This is a genomic window from Campylobacter sp. CCS1377 (assembly GCF_040008265.1).
Lineage (GTDB): Bacteria > Campylobacterota > Campylobacteria > Campylobacterales > Campylobacteraceae > Campylobacter_D.
The window spans coordinates 1,777,431-1,799,532 of the sequence record NZ_CP155620.1 but is presented as its reverse complement, the minus strand read 5'-3'; the positions used below and the strand labels follow the sequence as shown (position 1 = coordinate 1,799,532).

The window sequence follows — 22,102 nt, the reverse complement described above, 5'->3', positions numbered from 1 at the left end:
TTGCATCAAGGTGTTTGGTATTTAAAACTAGTGTTGCATCTAAAAAAATTTACTTGAGTAGCGTTATAATGCTCATTTAAATCCCCTAAGTGCCTTAGTGTAAAATTTTTAGAACTCATACCTTGATAAGAAAGTCCAATTTCAGGAGAAAACATCGCTATGTTTAAAGTATTAAAATAATTCATTCCGATTTTAACATCTGCACCATAACCATATATTTTAGCATCGGAATTAATCTTAGTGATACGGTTTGTATAAGTTTTAGTAATATCAGTGTTCGTATAATCAAATCTTGTACTTGCACTAATAAAATACTCATTAATGCCACTTCTTGCAAAGACATTATAATAAGTTAAACCACCATAATAAGTCTTATCATCAAATTCTAATCTTTGAATATTTTGTTCTTTATTAGCTTGTTCGTAGCCTACATAAAAGCCAAAAATTCCATTATCATTAGCTAAATTCTTTTGAACTCCACCTATAATACCACTGGTATTTCCTTTTAATCTTCCAAGTCCTTCTCCTAAATTTACAGAACTATAATTATAATAAGGCATTAAAAAGCCGAGATGACTATCATCTAAACTTGTGTGTTTTACGAAAATATCATCTAATTCGCTTAATAAATCTGCATCATTACCGTAAGGCTCACCTTTTTTGCTTTTATCCATTTCATCTACTTGGGTAAAATCTGTTTTAAAGGTTTTACCATTAATATCTCTTAAGATATTAGATATATTAATATATCTTAATCTAGAAGAATATATAATAGATTTAGCCAAAGTTTTACCGCTTAGCTCATTAGTTTGAAGTGTAGCAGAATAGCACCCACTTGAAAAACATCCACCAATACCACTATCGATTTTATATAATTTATAAATATCATTAATATTGGCTATTTTATCAATAAAATTTTCTCCATTATTAACCTGATCTCCTATAATATTGCCATCTTTATCCGCAAAAAAAGTATTAGAATCATAAACTTTTTTATCATCTTTGACATTAACTATAATTTTATCTATTTTAATATCTTTAATATTGTCTCCACCTACTAAAATAGAATTATTTAATCTTTCTTCTTTGCTTTTAGATTCTTCATCATTAAAATACCAACCTTTGATATTTACTTTTCCATTATTTTTATTCTCTATATGCACACCATTAGCAGTTTTTCCAAAAATATTTTTAACTTTTGTATTAGTAATTTCATCGTGGTTATCAATAATTAAAATTCCACCATCATTAATTATACCTTTTTGAATTTTTCCCTTAGTGTTATCTATATTTAAAGTACCTTTATTAGTGATAGTGTTTGCGATAATACCTTGGTTAGTAAAAGTATTTTTAATATTTCCTTCATTGTTAAAAGTATCTATAGTACCTGTGTTAGCAAGGGTATCAATATTTCCTTGATTATGCAAGATTTTGATATTAGCATTAGTATGATTATTGAGATTTGAAATACTTTTTGTATTAATTAACTTATTACCAAGTCCTTTATTATTAAAGTTTTTCATATAACCTTCATTGACGGTTCTTGTGTTGTTGATTGCAATGATTTCATTTGTATTTTTTAAAATACTAATGCTACCTTGGTCATTATTTATCTCATCAATACTTCCAGAGTTTTCTAAATTTCCTATGGTGCTATTTTGATTAAGTATTTTACCGTAATAGTTCCTGAATTTATGATGTTAAAATTCGAGTTATCACATAAGCTAAAGTTAGCATCATATAAACCAGTATTTGTAAAGTTTCCACTAGAGTTGTGAAATATAAAAGCTTCTGAGTCTTTAGATAAACCTAGAATTTTGCCATGATTTTTTACTACAAAATTGATTTGAATTATAAGATTTTAAGATAAATTTCTCACGATTTGGCTTTTCGAAGACTACTCCAGTGTTATAATTCTTATAATACTCGTTAATTGTATCACTCCATTTATTTCCATTAAAAGGAGAATTTCCTCAATTCAAAAATCCAGCATGTAAAGAACTTGAAAATAAAAACGAAGCACAACTTAAAGAGATAAAATATTTTTTAGCTAAAAGCCTATATCCCACCACCATTTTTTGATTTTATTTATATTTGTGTCCATACATTAACCTTTTATTAAAAATTTTAAATCGTGATTTTATCAAAATATTAAATAAAAGTAAATAATATATTATTAAAGCATTTTAATAATATACAAAATTTATAAAGTCAATGTGCGTGCGGGTGATTGTATTATCCTTAAAAAATGAAGAGACTAAAGGAGCTTTATGAATAAACCGCTAAAATTTCTAAAAACCTCTAAGTGTAGGTATATACTTTAATATTTTGCATACATAGCAAGCAGTAAGTTCAAATGTTAATTTTAATCAATACAAAACACAAATTTTATTTATTTTAGCCCCATTTAATCAAGTTTTTTTTAAAATTAAAATTTTTGAATTTTAAAGGATGCAAATGACTTTACTAACTAATCCCATCATCATTAGTGTTGTGGTGATGACTTTACTTTGCTTGTTCCGTTTTAATGTGCTTTTAAGCCTTTTGGTTGCAGCTTTAGTTGCTGGATTTTTGTCTGATTTTACCATGCTTCATACTATGGATGTTTTGATTGAGGGTATGAAGGGGAATTTAAAAACAGCCTTAAGTTATATCTTACTTGGTGCAATAGCTGCTGCGATTTCAAAAACGCATTTAACTGCTTATTTAATCAAGCTTGTAAGTCATCTCATTTCACATAAAAAATATTTACTTATTTTATCTTTGGCTTTACTTTCTTGTTTTTCTCAGAATTTAGTGCCTATCCATGTGGCTTTTGTGCCGATTTTAATTCCACCTTTGCTTGCTTTGTTTAACAAGCTTAAAATCGATCGTAGAGCTGTAGCTTGTGCTTTGACTTTTGGGCTTACAACGCCTTATATGATTTTACCTTTGGGTTATGGTTTGATTTTTCAAAATTTACTTGTTGAAAATTTGGTAAAAAATGGCGTTTTAGTTGAGCTTAAAGATGTTACTAATACCATGTATTTTGCTGTTATTTGTATGCTTGTGGGGCTTTTTTTGGCGGTTTTTGTTTTTTATAGAAAACCAAGAGAATACAAAGAAACACAAATTGCAAATATGGATTTTGATAAACTGGCTATGACGCACAAAGAATGGGCTGTTTTAGCTGGGCTTGTTTTAACCTTAGTGTGTCAAATCATCACTTTAAATTTACCACTTTCTGGACTTTTGGGTTTTTTGCTGATGGTAATTTTGGGTGGAGTCGAGTATAAAAAAGTTAATTTTGTTTTTGATGATGGCATTAAAATGATGGGCTTTATAGCCTTTGTAATGCTTGTGGCTGCGGGTTATGGCGAGGTTTTAAATCAAAGCAAAGCTATGGATGTTTTGGTAAACTCTGTTGTGCCTTGGATGGAGTATTCTAAATTTTTAGCTATCTTTTTTATGCTTATTATAGGTCTTATCATTACTATGGGTATAGGAACTTCTTTTGGGACAATTCCTATCATTGCAACACTTTTTTGCCCTATTTGCTTACAACTTGGTTTTAATCCAGCTTTAATCATTTTTATTTTAGGCGTTGCAGGAGCTTTAGGAGATGCAGGAAGCCCAGCAAGCGAAACCACTTTAGGTGTTAGTGTGGGTTTAAATGCTGATAATAACCACGATCATATTAAGGATACTTGTATTCCTACTTTTATTTTTTACAATGGTTCTTTACTCTTTGTGGGCTCATTGATTGCGCTGTTTTTATAAGTCTTAAATTTAAGACTTATAAATACTCATATCTAAGGTTTTTAAATTTTTAGCAGTGCAAAGGGCTGAAGTCATAGCTCCTGAAACATTGCTTGCGGTGCGTGCCATATCAATGATAGGGTCGATAGCTAAAATAAGACTTAGCATCACAAAATGATCCCCAAAACCAATCCCACTTAGCATAATAGAAGCAGCCATAGTGGCACTTCCAGGCACTCCGGCAATTCCCAAAGAGCCTAAAATCGCTACTAGTACAACCATCAAGGCAAAACTAAGATCAATTTCCACTCCAAGCCCTAAAGCCACAAATACAGCAGCCATAGCAGGAAAATACCCCGCACAACCATTAAGTCCTGTTGTAGTACCTATAGAAGCGACAAAATTCGCAACTGCGGAATTTACGCCGAATTTATTTTGCAAGGTTGAAACCGTTAAAGGCAAAGTGCCTAAAGAAGATCTTGAGCTAAAGGCAAAAAGCCAAACGCTAAAGGCTTTTCGTGCGTAAATTATAGGGTTTAAACCTTGTGAAAGAAGAAGTAAAAAATGCACCCCAAACATGATCAACATTGCTGTATAAATGAGTATGATGAAAATTCCTGCTGTTTTAATCGCTTCAAAGCCATTACTTAGTAAAACATTACTCATCATACAAACTACCGCATAAGGCATAAAGCGTATAACAATGGCTGTCATACTCATCATCAAACCATAAAAAGCTAGGATAAAATTCTCAAAGCTTTTAAATACTTGTTCGTATTCTTCTTTTTTGGAAATTTTTTTCGCGCAAATTCCGATAAAAAAAGCAAAAATCACGATGGCAATGATATTTTCTTTATTCATTGCAGTAATGATATTGCTAGGGATTAATCCTAAAATAATGCTTGAAAAGCTTTGAATTTCTCTGATTTTGCTTGTATTTTCACTGTGAGTAAAAGCACTTCCTAAATCAAAATAAAAAGCCAAAGCAACTCCCAAAGCTGCAGCAATGGCGGTGCTAAAAAGTATCCAAAAAAGACTAATGCTAAGCAGAGATGAAATTTTAATATTTTTATCAATTTCTATAATAACCTTCACAATACACACACTTACCAGTGGAATCACAAGCATTTTGATAAAGGCTACAAACACAGCACTAAAAAATGAAAGCCAATGTTTGACTTCATTATACCAAATGATATCTGTGTTTTTTTGCGGAAAATCAGCTAAAAATTGTAAAATAAAACCAAGACCAATACCTATAATAAGAGCTATAAGCATTCTTAATGAAAAATTTATTTTATAATCTCTCATTTTTTTAAGAAAATAAAAGATAACAAAAATAATAGCTAAAACGACTAAAGTTTGGGGCTTAGAAATCATTAAAAAATGTCCGAAGAATGATTCATTCATAAAAGTCCTTTCAAGAAACTATAAATTAAGCAAAAAATATTTCAAATATTTTCTTTAAGCTTAAAAATTAGGATAATATCATAACTTTGTTTAATTAAGATAAAAAAAGTATGATTTGTTTTTCAAATTTTCACACGAAAAATAATGCCTGAATTTTTCTTTATTTTTTAAGATTAAATTAATATTTACACAAGTATAATCTGATTTAAGTTTAATTTTAGAAAAGGAGAAAAAATGAGTTTATCAATTTTAAAAACTATTGTTTGCTTCGTTTCTAATCTATCTTCTATGATGTGCGCCTTGTGCGCTTGATTCTACATTTATTTCTATCACATTTTGATAACTGTTTTCGTCTTTTGTTGGGCTTAAGCCTCAAGCTGTATTAATTTTCATAGAAGGAAAAATAATGTCAAATCATACACAAAATTACTCACAAAATACTTTAGCATTGCACGCAGGATACGAGTTTGATACTCAAAGAACTATTAGCGTGCCTATTTATCAAAACACAGCTTTTAGTTTTGAAAGCTCCGAGCAGGCCGCGGCAAGATTTTCTTTGCAAGAATTAGGCAATATTTATGCAAGAGTCAGTAGTCCTACTGTCGATATTTTGCAAAATCGTCTAGCTGCGGTTGAAGGTGGAGAATTTGGGGTTTGTACGGCAAGTGGAACAGCTGCGGTATTTTATTCTTTGGTTAATTGTGCGCAAAATGGGGATAATATTTTGTATTCAAATAAAATTTATGGAGGCTCTCAAACTTTGATACAATATACACTTAAGCGTTTTGGCATTGAAGCGAGAGAATTTGATATTGATAATTTAAACACGCTAGAGGAAAAAATAAATCAAAACACCAAAGCTATATTTTTTGAAAGCCTTTCAAATCCGCAGATTGCTGTTGCTGATGTGGAAAAAATTGTTGCCATTGCTAAAAAATATAATATCATTACTATTTGTGATAATACAGTCGCAACTCCATTTTTGCATAAACCTTTTGAATTTGGAGTTGATGTGATTGTCCATAGTTTAAGCAAATACATTAACGGCCAAGGCAATGCTTTAGGTGGTGTGGTGATTGAGAGAAAAAATTTAAATGCTTTGCTTAAAAATAATCCAAGATATCCCGCTTTTAACACACCAGATCCTAGCTATCATGGTTTAATTTATGCGAATTTAAACTTGCCAAATTTTAGCATACGCATTCTTACTGAATGGCTAAGAAATATCGGTGCGACCTTGTCTCCACAAAATGCATGGCTAATTTTACAAGGACTTGAAACTTTGAATTTAAGGATCATTAAACACAGCCAAAATGCCTTAGAAATCGCTCAATTTTTAAATTCGCACAGTGAGGTTAAAAGCGTGAGTTATCCCGCTTTAGAAACAAATATTTATCATTCTTTGCTTAAAAAATATTTTACAAATTCTTATGCTAGTGGGCTTTTAAGCTTTGAAGCAAGAGATTTCGAACATGCTAAAAAAATTTGCAATAGCACAAAAATTTTTAAAATTGTCGCTAATTTGGGCGATTCTAAATCTTTGCTTATCCACCCTGCTAGTACTACGCATTCTCAGCTTAACGAAGAGGAATTAAAAGCCGCAGGTATCACAAAATCAACCATTCGCCTAAGCATAGGTCTTGAAGATGTAAAGGATCTTATTGGTGATTTAAAACAAGCCATTGAGGGTTAAATTTAACAAATCAATTTTTTATAAAAGGAGTTACGATGCCATTAATCATCCCAAAAGAAATGCCTGCTTTTGAAGTACTTAAAAACAGTATTTTTGTGATGGACACACAAAGAGCAAATTCGCAAGATATCAGACCTTTAGAAATTTTGATTTTAAATTTGATGCCAACAAAAATTCAAACCGAAAATCAACTTTTATCTTTGCTGGCAAATTCGCCTTTGCAAATTAATATCACTTTTATTTCAACCCAAAGTTATGTGGGTAAGAATACCCCTTTATCTCATCTTGAAAAATTTTATCTAGGTTTAGACAAAATTAAAACTAGAAGATTTGATGGGGCCATCGTAACGGGTGCTCCTGTAGAACAGATGAGCTTTGAAGAGGTGAAGTATTGGGATGAATTGGTGGAAATTTTTAATTTTCTAAAGTACAATGTAACAAGCACAATGTATCTTTGCTGGGGTGCAATGAGTGGGCTTTATTATTTTTATGGTATAGAAAAAAAGCCTTTGAAACAAAAATGTTTTGGTGTTTTTGAACATAATATTGTGGATAAGGATTTAATTTTAACAAATTTAGATGAAAGAGTAGAATTTCCGCATTCTAGGCATTCTATAATGGATGAGAAACAAATTAAATCTTGTAAAGATTTAAAAATTTTGCTTAGAAGTGATGAAGTTGGCGTGGGTATAGCAAGGGATAAAAAAGATATTTTCATTTTAGGGCATCCTGAATACAGCAAAGATACTTTGGATTTTGAATTTAAACGAGATGGAAAGAAACAAAAACCAAAAAATTATTATGATACTAAAGGAGAAATTGTTTTTAAATGGCGTTCTTGTGCTAATACAATTTTTCAAAATTGGCTTAATTACGATGTTTATCAAAGCACACCCTATGTCTTGTAAGATTTTGAATTTTTGGCAAATAAATTTAAGAAATGAATTGTTATAATGTTTAAGATTTTAGTCAAGGAAAGATTATGCTAAAAGAAATGCTTGAGATTAAAAAGGAAATGGAGCCTATCATACATGAGGCAAATGTAAAGCTTAATGTTATGGCAAGAGAAGTTATAATTAGACGCAGAGAGTATGAAATTTATGGTCCTATGATTGATAGAATTTATCTTGATAATGCCATTTATGTTAAAGTTATGTCTGGTGGAAGAGATGCAAAAAGCGATAAAGTTGATATAAAAAATGGTTTTTACATGGTTTTTGTTGCACCGGAAAAAGGCAGCAGTGAGGAGATTAAAACCAAGTTAAAAATTGCCTATGAAAACTTCGAAGATCGATTTATTCGTGATCTTATTAGACTTTATCAAAGATTTAAAGAAATCATCTCAAAAACCCAAGCAACTCTGTCTAAAGCATCTCAAATGAATGTTGTGGTTGAAACAAATTTAGGAGAGGCCACTTCGGCATTTAAATTTAATATTAATATCAAATACACCAAAGAAGGTCAAAAACTTGAAAGAGATAATGTCAAATCTGCCGGAAGTTTTAGGGATACAAAAACTTATATCAATCTTATCGTTGAAAAAAACACAGATTCTAAAATATGTGAAAAACTACTTAATGATGTTGAAAGATATTTTGTTGGCGGTGGAACTTTATAAAATTCTGATTTATGATTTAGAAATCCTTAAGCTTAAATTATAGTTTTTTAGTTACACTTACGCCTTTAAAAAAGGAGGAAAAAATGGAATTTTTAGAGCTTTTATTAATCTTAATCGCTATTATTCTTATGATAGCAAAACCTGAAAAAGAAAAATTTGCTTTTTCTTTGATAGTAATTGCTTGGTGTATTATGGTTTTTGATTATTTGGGTCGAAAATCGGGTGCAATTTTAGGTTTAATGAATTTATAAGGATAGACTATGTGTGATGTTAATAAAACTAGAATTTTTTATTTTTTAATGTGTATGGCAGGACTTTTGATTATTTTGTTGCCTGTTGGAATTGCAAATTTAGTTTTTGGTTATATGATGGGCGATAGTCCTTGTACTTCTTGTTGGGGACAAAGAGAATCTATGATTTTTATAGGTGTGGCTGCTCTGTTTATTGTTCGCTATGGTTTAAAAGGTAAATTTTTAGCGTTTTTACTAATCGCTACTGCTTTTGGTTTGTGGCAGTCTTTTAATCACATAAGCTCTCATGCACATAGGGACTTAGATCAAGGTTTTGGCATGGCGGTTTTTGGGCTTCATACTTATTTCTGGGCTGAAGTAGTATTTTGGGCTGTAATATTACTTTTAGGCGTAATTTTTGCTTTTGCTCCTAAATTTGCTTGCTTTGATAAAGAATTAAATGGAGAAAAATTTAGAAAATTTAATAAATTGAGTTTATCTGCCATGGTTATTGTTGCTTTCATTGTAGCTTCAAATGTTTTTCAAGCTTTTGTAAGTACAGGTATTCCTCCTTATAGCGGACAAGGCGATCCGGTAAGATTTAGCTTAAATCCAAAATATATCATTTGGTCAGATTCTGGCTGGAGTAAAAGCTGGCAAGAAATTTCTTTCTTAGGAAAACGCGATGTTAAAGCTCCTGATTATGCTTTTGCGCCTGCAAGTGAAAAATTAGGCATTAGTTTTGATAATGATATAAACAATGCTCCATTTGCAAAAATTAATGATGAGCTAGAAATTGTTAGTGAGCAAACCATTAATTTTGATAAAGCTATCAATACGCTTGATTATATCAATGATGAATTTGTAGCGAGTTCAAAATGGGATGTGGTATTTTTAAATGATGAATTTAAGGTAAAAGAAAGCTTTGTGCTTGATCCTTATTTTTCAGCAACTATTGATCCAATTATAGGTATTATCCCTTATATGGGAGATAAATTCATTCTTATGGGATCAAATAAATCTTTCTTAAGATTTGCAAAAAATCCAAATGCCGATGAAGCTTTACAATATGCAGATTTTATAAAAGGAAATGGTAAATTTGAAGGTCAAGGAAAAGACTTGGGTCGTGGAAGACTTGATACTGTTAGAGCCAAATTTAACCATGTAGCAAGTATGACTACAGATGATAATTATCTTTATCTTGCAACCGTGCCAAATAATAAAGATGCAAAAACTTTTGTAATCTCTAAAGTTTCTCTAAAAGACCGCGTTCTTTCAGCAGAATTTACTCCAAAAGCGGACTTAAAGGAAGGTAAAACTTTAGGTGATCTTTATGTAACTTCTATGACTTATAAAGATGGTAAAATTTATGCACTTAGCAAAAATCACAATGTGATTGCGGTAATTGATGTAGCTAAAGAAGCGGTAGTAAAAACTATATCTTTCCCAAGTGTGATTACCAATGCAAGAAGTATTTTCTTCAAAGATGGGAAAATTAATATACTTTCTTATCAAAATAATGAAAATAAACTTTATGTTTTAGACTGATTAAAAATCCTAGATTTTCTAGGATTTTTGATTCTTAATACTGTTAAATTTCTTCATAAAATAAATATTTTTAAAGTTTTAAATTTTTATCATAAAATAAAAAAACAAATGTTAGAATTTCAATTTTTACAATAGAGGGAACTAATGATAAATATAGGAATTTACGGTGCCAATGGGCGTATGGGAAAGCAAATTGAAGAATGTTTAAAAAACGAAAGCGAAGCAAAAGCAACTGTGCTTTTTGATAAAGGGGGAAATTTAGAGGAGCTTTTTGAAAAAAGCGATGTGATTATTGATTTTTCATCTTCAAGCGGCACACATGAGCTTTTAAATTATGCAAGAACAATGCCGAAACCTTTAGTGATTGGCACAACGGGACTTGATGAAAAAACCATGAGTTTAATGCAAAGTGCGAGTGAAGTGATGCCTGTTTTTTATGCGACCAATATGTCTTTGGGAGTTGCGGTTTTAAATTATCTTGCAAGCAAGGCAAGTGCTATGCTTAAAAATTTTGATATAGAAATTTTAGAAATGCACCATCGTCATAAAAAAGATGCGCCAAGTGGAACGGCAATGACTTTGGCTACAAGCGTTGCAAAGGTTAGGAATTTGGATTTGGAAAAAGTAAGGATAAGTGGAAGAGATGGCATTATAGGAGAGAGAAAAAAAGATGAAATTGCAGTGATGAGTTTAAGGGGTGGTGATATAGTAGGACGCCACACTGTAGGCTTTTATGAAGATGGTGAGTTTTTGGAATTAAATCACACTGCAACTTCAAGAGCCACTTTTGCTAAAGGTGCAATAAAAATTGCGATTTGGCTTAATAAGCAGGAGCCGAAATTTTATTCAATTAATGATTTTTTAGGAATTTAAAATGTGTGCAGTTGTAGGAATTATTAATTCAAAAAATGCAAGCACTTATGCGTATTATGCTCTTTTTGCTATGCAGCACCGCGGACAAGAAGCAAGTGGAATTAGTGTAAGTAATGGTAAAAACATTAAAACCATTAAAGCCAAAGGCGAAGTGAGCCAAATTTTCAACCCTGATAATTTAAAAACCCTTGAAGGTGAAATTGCTATAGGCCATAATCGTTATTCTACAGCAGGAAATTCAAGTTTAAATGATGCTCAACCTGTGGCGGCAAATTGTGTTTTAGGCGATATTGCTTTAGTGCATAATGGAAATTTAGTTAATAAAGAAGAAATAAGAAAAAAACTCATTCAAGATGGAGCAATTTTTCAAACCAATATGGATACAGAAAATGTTATCCATTTAATCGCAAGAAGCAAAAAAGAAAGCTTGAAAGATAGATTTATTGAAAGTTTGAAAGAGAGCATAGGAGCGTATTGTTTTATCCTAGCAAGTAAAGATAAGCTTTATGTGGCTAGAGATCCTTATGGGGTTCGTCCTTTATCTTTAGGGCGTTTAAAAGATGGTGGATATATAGTTGCGAGTGAAACTTGTGCTTTTGATTTGATAGAAGCTGAGTTTATACGTGATGTAAAGCCTGGAGAAATGCTTATTTTTACACAAGGAAATGATAAATTTGAAAGCATAGAGCTTTTTAAACAAGAACCTAGAATTTGTGCTTTTGAATACATTTATTTTGCTAGACCTGATAGCATTATCGAAGGCAAAAGTGTGTATGAAATACGCAAAAAAATGGGCGAAGCTTTGGCGAAAAAATTCATACATAAGGCTGATTTTGTTGTGCCTGTGCCAGATAGTGGAGTGAGTGCTGCAATTGGCTTTTCACAGTATTTAAAAATTCCACTTGAAATGGCGATAGTTAGAAATCACTATGTAGGAAGAACTTTCATTGAGCCCACTCAAGAACTCAGAAATTTAAAAGTAAAATTAAAGCTTAATCCTATGCATAAGGTTTTAGAAGGTAAAGAAATTGTTGTTGTGGATGATAGCTTGGTGCGTGGAACAACTTCTAAAAAAATCATCTCTTTGCTTCGTGCTGCAGGGGCAAGTAAAATTCATTTAGCTATTGCATGCCCTGAAATTAAATTTCCAGATATCTATGGTATTGATACGCCTACTTTTGAAGAACTTATTAGTGCAAATAAAAATACTGAAGAGGTGCGTGAGTATGTGGAAGCTGATACGCTAAGTTTTTTAAGTATAGAAGAACTTACACAAAGTATTGGAGATGAAAGGGAGTATTCTTTAATTAGTTTTAATGGGGATTATTTTATCAAATGATTTTTTAATATTTTTATACAATAATTGTATAATTAATCAATTTTATTTTAATGCTATTTGTTAAAATTTTTGTTTCATCAGCTTAATGTAAATTTTATACCCATTTTAAGTTTTTATATTTTAGAATATATTTTTTATCTGTATATAAAAATTTTTAAATAAGGACAAAGTAATGTTTTTTAAATCTTTAAACATTGGTTCAAAGTTAGTTTTATCTGTTGTTGCAGTTGTTTTCATAGGGATTATAGCCTTTGTTATGATTGTAACTTCTCAAGTTGCTTCAAATATGGAAAGAGAAGCTAAAAGCGTAATTTCAGTAGCATCCAAACGATATGTTAATTATATAAGTGCGGCTTTTAATGAAACAGTTGTTTTAACTCAAGGAGTTGGAAACACTCTAAATAAACTTTTAGAGGAAGAAGATTCTTTGGATTTAAGAACTGTTGAAACTATAATGAAAAATACTTTTGACAGTACCGCAGAGTATTCTACTTATACTTTTTTATATCTTACTGATCCTTCTGTTTTATCAGGCACAGAATCCATGGATAAGAAATATAAAAGTCCAAGTGGAAGTTTTGGTATAATGTTTGCCGATGAAGCTACAGGTGCATATAGTGGTATAGTATCGGTACAATTTAATGACAATTTTAAAAATTACAAAGTTGTAAAAGAAATCGAGGAAAAAGCCAAGCACAATGACCATTCAACTGTATATTTTGGTGCTCCTGTGAAAATGAATTTTAACGGTAAAGAATTTTTGGGTATCAATGTTGGCTTTCCGGTTTTTACTAAACACGGTAAGTATGTAGGTATCTTTGGTTATACTATAGATCTTACAAAAATTTCCGAAGTTTTTCTTGATAAGAAATTAGATCTTTATGAAGGGGATTTAAGAGTTTTATTAACCGATGAAGCAATAGTTGCTATTCATAAAGACTCTTCATATATCCTAAAGAATATGGGAGAGTTAAATAATACACCAAGTATAAAACCTGTATTAGAAGCTATCAAAGGGCAAAAAGATGAAATTTTTGATAATTACACTACTATAGCAGGCGTACCTGGCTATGCCAGCGTTGCTTCATTTGCTACTTATGGAAATTCAAGCAAATGGAGTGTTTTAGTTACCGCACCTAAAGAATCAGTATTAGCTCCGCTATATAAATTACAGCAACTTATTTTACTTGCAGCTGTTGTATTTTTGATTATTGTTGGCGTAGTTGTTTATTATTTTGTTAAGGTTATTGTAGGCAATAGACTTCCTATTGTATTACATTCTCTGCAAACTTTCTTCCGTTTTTTAAATCACGAAAAGGTAGAAGTTAAACCTATAAAAATTAGAGCTAATGATGAATTGGGTTCAATGGGACAAATGATTAATGAAAACATTCAACGAACTCAGTCTGGTTTTGAGAAAGATAATCAAGCTGTAAAAGAGTCAGTAGATACTGTTCGTATTGTAGAGAGAGGGGATTTAACTGCGAGAATTACAGCAGAACCTAGCAACCCGCAACTTATGGAACTTAAAAAAGTACTCAATGAAATGCTTAGTGTTTTTGAACATAAAATTGGATCTGATACAAATGAAATTCATAGAGTTTTTGAGTCTTATAAAGCACTTGACTTTAGCACAGAGGTAAAAAATGCTAAAGGGAATGTAGAGGTCACAACAAATATTTTAGGTAGCGAAATCCGCAAAATGCTTCAAGCATCTCTAAATTTTGCAAATCTTTTATCTGTTGAGTCTGAAAAACTTCAAAAAGCCGTAGAAACATTAAATCAAAGCTCTAGTTCTCAAGCCGCATCTTTAGAAGAAACAGCTGCTGCTTTAGAAGAAATTACTTCTTCAATGCAAAATGTGTCACAAAAAACAAGTGATGTTATTACTCAAAGTGAAGAAATTAAAAATGTTACAAGTATTATTGGAGATATAGCTGATCAAATTAATCTTTTAGCATTAAATGCTGCTATAGAAGCCGCAAGAGCTGGAGAACACGGAAGAGGTTTTGCAGTTGTGGCCGATGAGGTTAGAAAACTAGCAGAGAGAACTCAAAAATCTTTAAGTGAAATAGAAGCAAGTGCAAATTTACTTGTTCAATCAATTAATGATATGGCAGAAAGTATTAAAGAACAAACCATAGGCATTACTCAAATTAATGATGCAGTTGCCCACATAGAAAATGTTACTCAAGAAAATGTAAAGATTGCTAATGATTCTTCTATTATTTCTAATAGTGTTAGTACGATTGCAAATAATATTTTAGAGGATGCAAAAACTAAAAAAATCTGATTTTAAGAATAAAGGAGCTCTGTTCCTTTATTCTTTGATATTTCTCAATATTTAAAAATTCTAGTTTAAAATCCCATTTTTACTTTATTTTAGCATTTTTGCGATGAAAACTACAGCTTTTTCACCTAAGCTTGATGAAAAACTAAAATTGACGGTATTATATTTGATGATCTTTTGGCAAATTAAGTATTTGGATAAATTTGAAAACACAAACTAAATCATATCTTAGCTACAAAAAACAATCTTGGCATAGACAAAAGCACATTATTATCTTTTTGTGGTGGAAAAAAGGTGCAAGTTTTACTTTTAATTCTTTGTTTTTCTAAATATGGACGAAGTCCAGAGCCTTTATACCACTTAATCACTTCATCGAAATTCTATAAAATATGATAATAAGTGCTTTGCCAAATTTCAACTTCTTTAAAATAATTTTGTAAAATATCATAATACTCATAAGGCTCTAAAGCATAAAATATCCTAGAATTTAAGCCATATTTTTGTGTAAGTGTTTCTAAATTTTGATGAAAAATCGAATTTTTGATCAAAGGAAGTTGTGCTGCAAAAATACCATTTTTATTTAAAAGCTCTGAAAGTTCTTTGAAAAGCTTGTTTTGATTTTCTATCCAATGGATACTCGCATTAGCAAATATAGGATCAAATTTAGTCTGTATATTTAAAAGTTCGTAGTTAATATCAAACTTAGCAAAATCATAATTTTTAAGATTCTTGCTTTTTCAAGCATATCCAAAGAATTATCAATGCCTAAAATTTGAGCATTTTAAAAGAATTTTGTAAAATTTGAGTGCTATTTGCAGGACTACAGCCTAAATCCAAAATATTATTAATATTGCTTTGATTTTCAAATTTATTAATCAAATCAAAAACTGCCACATTGCGTTCTTGTTCAAATTTTAAATATTGAGTTGCATCCCACTGCATTTTGTTTCTTTTTTCCTATTTAATCTATTTTAATAAAAACAATCTTTAAAATTTTTAAGGTTTTATATTTATTTTTATATGAAAAAATTTATTACTTAATATTTTAATTTATAAAAATGTAATATAATTGTTTTTGGTTTTTGTATGAAATAATCGAGGAGAAATATTATGAAACAAAGAAGTGTAAAAAGTAAGTTGATTTTACTTATTGTAATCGTTTTTGTTGTAATTATAGGTGTATTAAGTACCTTTAATTATAAATCCACTTCAAATGAAGTTATGAATCTATATGGAAGTATACAAAGAGGGGTTTTGGATGCCTCATATACAACTGTAAATATTTCTATGAATATTGAAGCTCAACAGCATTTAGAAGCCATTGCAAAAGAAATTTTAGCTATGGATCATCAAAATATTATTGCTCAAAGACAAATTCTTCTTACAACTCAAAATCTTATTAAATATCCAACAATGTTTATTGCTTATGAAAATGGAGATATTATTATACAAGATGAAGGACAACGCAAAGAGCTTTCTAATAACTGGGATCGTACTGCTACTGATTTTAGACAAAGAGATTGGTATAAACAAACCAAACAAAGCTTAAAAAGTATAGTTACTCCTGTTTATGAATCAAATTCTGGAGCGAATGCTGGAAAAAGTGTTGCCACTATCACTTATCCTTTGATAAAAAATGGACAATTTATTGGAGTTTTGGGTTTTGATATTTTTATTGAAGGTTTTCAGGAAAGATTTGTAAATTTCAAAAGAAGACAACTTCCTAGCTTGGATGTATATATCACCGATACTACGGGTAGAATTATTTCTCATGCAGATCCTAAGGTTGTTGCGCATAAAGAATTGTATCCACAAGAAATTCAACTTCAAAAACTTCTTCAAACTTCACAAAAAGGTAGTTTTGAATATATTGATATGACAGGATATGAAAGAATAGGTTATTACAAACAATTTCCTTTTGGCTGGACTATAGTAGCTTCTGTAGCAAAGAAAGATTATGTTGGTGGCATCAGAGATAATTTCTTATATGCTACAAGTATATCGATAACTTTACTTTTGATTGGTTTGATTATATTATTTTTCTTTATTAAAAAACTCATTAGTCCCTTAGAAAAAATTAAAGATGTTTTATTGCACTTCTTTAATTATTTGAATCATGAAACCAAAGAGAATCCAAAATTGCTTAATATATCGAGTAATGATGAATTTGGTGTGATAGCTAAGGCTATTAATAATAATATAGAAAAAACAGAAAGTAATTTAAAACAAGATGAAGAATTGGTAAAAAATGCTCTTGAGGTTATTGAAATTACTAAGTCAGGTGATCCAACAAAAAGAATTACTCCAACAGGTTCAAACCCTCAATTAAATCAACTTAGAAATTCAGTTAATGAGTTGCTAGATCTTATTTGTTCTGCTGTATGCAAGGATTTACCAGCTCTTAATAAGGTATTTGATTCTTATACAAATTTAGATTTTACCACAAGCATTGATAATGCTCAAGGTAGAGTTGAGATTGTAACTAATATACTTGGCGATGAAATCCGCAAAATGCTAAAAGCTTCTTTAGAATTTGCTCATTTACTTTCTAGCGAGTCCGAAAAACTTCAACAAGCGGTTGGGGATTTAAATAAAAGTTCAAATGTTCAAGCCGCATCTTTAGAAGAAACAGCTGCTGCTTTAGAAGAAATTACTTCTTCAATGCAAAATGTGTCACAAAAAACAAGTGATGTTATTACTCAAAGTGAAGAAATTAAAAATGTTACAAGTATTATTGGAGATATAGCTGATCAAATTAATCTTTTAGCATTAAATGCTGCTATAGAAGCCGCAAGAGCTGGAGAACACGGAAGAGGTTTTGCAGTTGTGGCCGATGAGGTTAGAAAACTAGCAGAGAGAACTCAAAAATCTTTAAGTGAAATAGAAGCAAATGCAAATTTACTTGTTCAATCAATTAATGATATGGCAGAAAGTATTAAAGAACAAACCATAGGCATTACTCAAATTAATGATGCAGTTGCCCACATAGAAAATGTTACTCAAGAAAATGTAAAGATTGCTAATGATTCTTCTATTATTTCTAATAGTGTTAGTACGATTGCAAATAATATTTTAGAGGATGCAAAGAAAAAGAAATTTTAAAATAAAAAAGAAGGATTAATTTCCTTCTTTACTTCAAATTTTTTAAATTCTTTCTTATTTTTTAAATAAAATTCCATAGGTTTTCCTATATTTTCTTCTTTTTAATCATCTGTGTGCAATAGCAATTTTATGAGATATTTTTTAAGCAATTTGCAAAATATTATGAAATTTCTATTTAATCACTCATCAACTCATCCAATCTTTTTAAAACTTCTTCTATGATTTCCTCGCTTTCGCTTTTACTTAAATCACTTTGCTTTTTAGAGATGAAAACATAATTTTGATTAAAAGTTTTCCAGTATAAATCATCTTTATAAGGATATAAACCTATGCTTGGAATTTTAATATTAGAAGCTAGGTGAATAGTTCCTGTGCTAGGACTTATCAAGCATTTTGAAAAATAAAGCAAAGCAAGTAAATTTAGAATATCATCATCATTTTTAAAAATATAAATTTGATTTTTATCTGCATTTTTAAAAGAATTTAGATTATCAATGAAATTTTGATGCACTGCTTCAAAGGTTGGGATAACTATTTTGTATTTTAAACTAGCTTTACAAATTAATTTTATATAGCAATTTATGCTTAAATTATAAGGCGTAGTGATAGCAAAGGGATTGATAATGAGAAAATCTTTTTCTTTTAAATTATGGCTCATTAGAAATTCTTTAATTATATTTTTATTTTTTAATGGAATTGGAATTTGATTATTAAATGTTAAAGTATTGATTTTTTTATCATAAAGTTTTGGATTTATTTTTCTTGCATAATAAAGCATTTTTGCTCTTATGGTTTTATCTTTAAAAAATTTCTTAATAAAACTATCATTAATTGTAATACACCTAAAGTTTAAAAAACTCAACCATTTAAGACGAATTATAATGCGTTTGGCATTGCTTTGAAGTAAAAATTTGATCAAAAAACTTTTAGAATGAAAAGCTATCAAATAATCGCAATGATGAGCATTGATTTGTTTTATAATTTGGGGATAATTTTCTTTTGCAGATGAAGAAATGAGTTCAAAATTATCTATAAAGTCAAAATTTTGTAATAATTTTTGAGTATTTTTTGCACCAAATACAACAAGTTTTGCTTTAAAAATAGTTTTGATCGCATAAAGCATATCTAAGCTTGCAACCATATCTCCTATAGAATGTGGGCAATAATATCCTACACAAAGACGATTGCCCCCCCCCTAAAATTTCATTTAAATTTCGCATTTTTATCCTTTATTTATTTGTATAAATTTCGCTTTTGCTATCTTAACAAATTTTAACACTTTTTTGTCCTTTTAATTTAAGCCAAAAAATTAAAAATGAAATGAAATAAGCAACTTGAAAAAGTATTATACCTACTAAGAATAATTTTTCAAATACAAGATGATTAAGCGTTATAAGCAAGGATGTATAACATATTGCTACAAATCCATTGCAAGTAAAAAATATAAAAACAAGATAGAAAAGCTTTTCTTTTGTAATTTGAACTAAACTTTTAAAGAATAAAAAGGCGAGGATAATACAGCATAGGTTTAATACTATTATCAAACTTCCATATGCAGTTTTAGACATTATAATAGAAGGAGGAGTAAAAAGAATATAGTCACAAAAAACACTTAAGCCTTGCCATATGAGAAAATAAATAAAAAGTTTGTAAGTTTTTAACTTTTTACAAAACAAAAACACGCTAAGCAAAGCTAAAATTGTTGCTATATAAAATAAAGTTCTTCTTATATAAAGCTCTGCGTTATAATCAAGGCCAACAAAAGATATAAAATATTGAAAAATTATAAATACTAGAACAAGCAAATTTAAAATTATAAATGAAGCCATTGTGATTTTAATCCATTTTAAATCGAAAACCTTTTTTTGTTCTTTAGCCAATCTTTCTTCTAAATTTACAATTTCTTGCTCGTCAAATTCTTTAAATTTTATCCATGCTACAAGCTTTAAAATATAGCCTATTAACACTCCTATAGCACCCAAACCAAATAAAGGTAAAGTACAAATTCCTATAAAATAAGCCCAAAAAGCATTAATAAAATACTTTTGCTTCGTTACTCTTGCAATTTCATAATAAAAGGCTTTAAAAAAAGGAAAAATTAAAGCCAAAGTAATATAAAAAAGCACGCAAAAAGTGCCTATGGCCAAAAATGCATTATCTTCATTAAAATAAAGTCCACCAAAAATATCGATTCTAGGCTTTAGAATTACAAATAAAACACTTACATTAATAAGAATTCCAAAAAATCCAATTCCTGCAACGATAAACAAATTTTTAAATAAATTCTTAGTACCACCATAAATTTTTAAATCATAAAGCACAATAAAAAATAAAATCCAACTTGCAAGAGCAAATAAAACTCCAAGATAAGGAATGATACTTAAAAAGCCACAAACAATACTCGCTATGGCTTTGAAGCGAATTTCTTTTATCTTTTTTTGAAGTAAAATTTCATTTAAGCTTTGCATTTTTATCCTTTACTTAATACATTCACACAAAAACATTTCGCTTTTATCATCTTTAGCAATTTTTTTATCAAAAGAAGAATAAATAAAAAAACGCTCAAATTCAAGTTCTTTTAAAATATTTTTAATTTCTTTTAAATCATAAAGATGAATTTTAAAGTCCATCTTTTCACTTTGCAAAAGCTTATCTTTATCATATAATTCATAAATAGAAGGCGAAAATTGTGTTTTAGAAAATTCATCATAATGATTTTTATTCTTTAAAATGAGATCAAAATTTTGTTCTGTTTTGACTTTAACACTTATTTTATAATCATTATCATCTTTGTATCTAGTCATAATAGTATCAAGTGCAAAGACTAATTTTCCATCTTTTTTCAAAAAAGATTTTAAATTTCTTAAAAGCCTTTTGCACTCATTTATATCAGTAATCAAGCATAAAGAACCTGAACTAATAAAAATATAATCAAAACTCTCATCGCTTTTAAAATCTAAAATATCACATTTTGTGATTTTTGCATTAGGGGTTTTTTCTTTGAGTTTTTCTAACATACTAGCAGAATTATCCACTCCGCTAATATCAAAACCTTGCTCTACAAAGGGCAATAAAAACCGCCCACTTCCACACATTAACTCTAAAATTTTTTCTTCCTTTTTTGCATAAGAAAGATAAAAATCTAATTCATCCTTAGGGGCTTTTGCATGCAAAATTTCATACATTTTCGTACATAAAAAATCATAATAATTTGCTCTCACTCTAAAACAACGCCTTCATTAATCGTGATTTCACCGATGATAAACGCGTCTGAATTTTCTAAAACTTTGCTTACACTAGAAGGATCAACGACTAAAACCAAACCAACTCCCATATTAAAACTTCTATACATTTCGCTTTCTTCTACTGCTTCGCCTATATGGTAAAAAATTTCCGGAGTTTTTAGATGATGTTTGCGTATGATTGCACCCATTCCGCGAGGTAAAACGCGTGGTAAATTTTCCACCAAACCTCCGCCAGTAATGTGTGCTAAGGCTGATATATAAGGCTTTAAAGCAAGAAAATCACGCACATAAATCCTTGTAGGCTCTAGTAAAACATCGATTAAATTTTTACCTTCTATCTTATCATCAAATTTAAGTTTTAAGCTTTCAAAAAGCACTTTTCTAGCTAAAGAATAGCCATTTGAATGGAGTCCAGAGCTAGGAAGTGCTAGCAAAATATCGCCATTTTTTACAAATTTACTTCTATCGATTTCATCTTCTTCTGCTACTCCCACTGCAAAACCGGCTAAATCAAAATCATCTTTTGCATACATTCCAGGCATTTCAGCAGTCTCTCCGCCAATTAAAGCACAATTTGCCATTTTACATCCATTAGCAATACCTGCCACAACAGCTTTTGCTACTTCTACTTCAAGTTTAGCCGTAGCATAATAATCCAAAAAAAACAAAGGCGTAGCAAAATTACAAATTAAATCATTAACACACATTGCAACCAAATCTTGCCCTATGGTGTCGTATTTTTTTGCATCAATAGCTAAGCGAAGTTTAGTGCCAACGCCATCAGTTGCACCTAAAATTACAGGATTTTTAAAGCCACTTGGCATTCTAAAAGCACCTGCAAAAGAGCCAATACCTCCTACAACACTATCATTAAAAGTTTCTTTTACTAAAGGTTTTATTGCCTCTACAAAGGCATTGCCATTGTCTATACTTACTCCAGCATCTTCATATGAAATTTTCATTTATTTTCCTTTAAGAATTAAAAAGGTATTTTATCTAAAATATCTAAAGGTTAA

General features: G+C 30.0%; 19 protein-coding genes. 10 read left to right on the top strand and 9 right to left on the bottom strand.

Translation table 11 applies throughout. The features are described 5' to 3' along the window. Positions 1-5: 5 nt before the first annotated feature. A complete protein-coding gene (locus AAH949_RS09095) occupies positions 6-1,523 on the bottom strand; it encodes a hypothetical protein (protein WP_348518567.1) in 1,518 nt (505 codons plus the stop codon). A 928-nt stretch (positions 1,524-2,451) separates the two neighbouring features. On the opposite strand from AAH949_RS09095, the gene AAH949_RS09090 reads away from it, so the two are divergent. Next, on the top strand, positions 2,452-3,759 hold the full coding sequence (locus AAH949_RS09090) for a Na+/H+ antiporter NhaC family protein (RefSeq protein ID WP_348518566.1): 1,308 nt from the start codon (positions 2,452-2,454) through the stop codon (positions 3,757-3,759). Positions 3,760-3,768: 9 nt separating this feature from the next. Here the strand turns inward: AAH949_RS09090 and AAH949_RS09085 are convergent, their stop codons facing one another. Then, positions 3,769-5,148 carry a cation:dicarboxylase symporter family transporter gene (locus AAH949_RS09085; RefSeq protein WP_134238763.1) on the bottom strand — a complete coding sequence of 460 codons (1,380 nt, stop codon included), beginning with the start codon at positions 5,146-5,148 and terminating at the stop codon, positions 3,769-3,771. 406 nt (positions 5,149-5,554) lie between these two features. Here AAH949_RS09085 and AAH949_RS09080 point away from each other — a divergent pair, with 406 nt between their 5' ends. The 8 genes from AAH949_RS09080 (at position 5,555) to AAH949_RS09045 (ending at position 14,742) form a co-directional block, all read left to right on the top strand. Next, positions 5,555-6,841, top strand: coding sequence for an O-acetylhomoserine aminocarboxypropyltransferase/cysteine synthase family protein (locus AAH949_RS09080; RefSeq protein WP_348518565.1), 1,287 nt, complete (start codon positions 5,555-5,557; stop codon positions 6,839-6,841). A 35-nt stretch (positions 6,842-6,876) separates the two neighbouring features. Continuing rightward, the gene (metA, locus tag AAH949_RS09075) at positions 6,877-7,749 is read left to right on the top strand and encodes a homoserine O-succinyltransferase (protein WP_134238765.1); all 873 of its coding nucleotides are present in this window, start codon (positions 6,877-6,879) and stop codon (positions 7,747-7,749) included. A gap of 74 nt (positions 7,750-7,823) precedes the next feature. Beyond that, positions 7,824-8,459, top strand: coding sequence for a hypothetical protein (locus AAH949_RS09070; RefSeq protein ID WP_348518564.1), 636 nt, complete (start codon positions 7,824-7,826; stop codon positions 8,457-8,459). Between the two features lie 83 nt (positions 8,460-8,542). Further along, positions 8,543-8,710, top strand: a complete 168-nt coding sequence (locus tag AAH949_RS09065) for a dihydroneopterin aldolase (protein WP_134238767.1) — start codon at positions 8,543-8,545, stop codon at positions 8,708-8,710. Between the two features lie 9 nt (positions 8,711-8,719). Beyond that, a complete protein-coding gene (locus tag AAH949_RS09060; RefSeq protein WP_348518563.1) occupies positions 8,720-10,237 on the top strand; it encodes a disulfide bond formation protein B in 1,518 nt (505 codons plus the stop codon). Between the two features lie 144 nt (positions 10,238-10,381). Continuing rightward, positions 10,382-11,110 (top strand): 4-hydroxy-tetrahydrodipicolinate reductase, encoded by a 729-nt coding sequence (gene dapB / locus AAH949_RS09055; RefSeq protein WP_348518562.1) that lies wholly within the window; start codon positions 10,382-10,384, stop codon positions 11,108-11,110. A gap of 1 nt (position 11,111) precedes the next feature. Next, positions 11,112-12,449 (top strand): amidophosphoribosyltransferase, encoded by a 1,338-nt coding sequence (gene purF, locus AAH949_RS09050; RefSeq protein ID WP_348518561.1) that lies wholly within the window; start codon positions 11,112-11,114, stop codon positions 12,447-12,449. Between the two features lie 172 nt (positions 12,450-12,621). Then, complete coding sequence (locus AAH949_RS09045) at positions 12,622-14,742, top strand: methyl-accepting chemotaxis protein (RefSeq protein WP_348518560.1); 2,121 nt, start codon at positions 12,622-12,624, stop codon at positions 14,740-14,742. Positions 14,743-14,960: 218 nt separating this feature from the next. On the opposite strand, the gene AAH949_RS09040 is transcribed toward AAH949_RS09045, so the two are convergent. From AAH949_RS09040 to AAH949_RS09030, 3 genes are all read right to left on the bottom strand, one after another. Continuing rightward, a complete protein-coding gene (locus tag AAH949_RS09040) occupies positions 14,961-15,107 on the bottom strand; it encodes a hypothetical protein (protein WP_166739667.1) in 147 nt (48 codons plus the stop codon). A gap of 12 nt (positions 15,108-15,119) precedes the next feature. Continuing rightward, complete coding sequence (locus AAH949_RS09035; protein WP_243832604.1) at positions 15,120-15,287, bottom strand: hypothetical protein; 168 nt, start codon at positions 15,285-15,287, stop codon at positions 15,120-15,122. A gap of 217 nt (positions 15,288-15,504) precedes the next feature. Continuing rightward, on the bottom strand, positions 15,505-15,681 hold the full coding sequence (locus AAH949_RS09030) for a hypothetical protein (protein ID WP_166739668.1): 177 nt from the start codon (positions 15,679-15,681) through the stop codon (positions 15,505-15,507). Positions 15,682-15,849: 168 nt separating this feature from the next. On the opposite strand from AAH949_RS09030, the gene AAH949_RS09025 reads away from it, so the two are divergent. After that, complete coding sequence (locus AAH949_RS09025; RefSeq protein WP_134238773.1) at positions 15,850-17,841, top strand: methyl-accepting chemotaxis protein; 1,992 nt, start codon at positions 15,850-15,852, stop codon at positions 17,839-17,841. 175 nt (positions 17,842-18,016) lie between these two features. Here AAH949_RS09025 and AAH949_RS09020 read toward each other — a convergent pair whose 3' ends face one another. The 4 genes from AAH949_RS09020 to purM all read right to left on the bottom strand — a co-directional run bounded on the left by AAH949_RS09020 (position 18,017) and on the right by purM (position 22,048). Further along, positions 18,017-18,982, bottom strand: a complete 966-nt coding sequence (locus AAH949_RS09020; protein WP_348518559.1) for a glycosyltransferase family 9 protein — start codon at positions 18,980-18,982, stop codon at positions 18,017-18,019. A 121-nt stretch (positions 18,983-19,103) separates the two neighbouring features. After that, a complete protein-coding gene (locus AAH949_RS09015) occupies positions 19,104-20,309 on the bottom strand; it encodes a hypothetical protein (RefSeq protein WP_348518558.1) in 1,206 nt (401 codons plus the stop codon). A gap of 9 nt (positions 20,310-20,318) precedes the next feature. Further along, positions 20,319-21,062: a class I SAM-dependent methyltransferase gene (locus AAH949_RS09010; protein WP_348518557.1), complete on the bottom strand. Its 744-nt coding sequence runs from the start codon at positions 21,060-21,062 to the stop codon at positions 20,319-20,321. Next, a complete protein-coding gene (gene purM / locus AAH949_RS09005; protein WP_348518556.1) occupies positions 21,059-22,048 on the bottom strand; it encodes a phosphoribosylformylglycinamidine cyclo-ligase in 990 nt (329 codons plus the stop codon). Before purM ends, AAH949_RS09010 begins: the two co-directional genes overlap by 4 nt. Positions 22,049-22,102 lie beyond the last annotated feature (54 nt).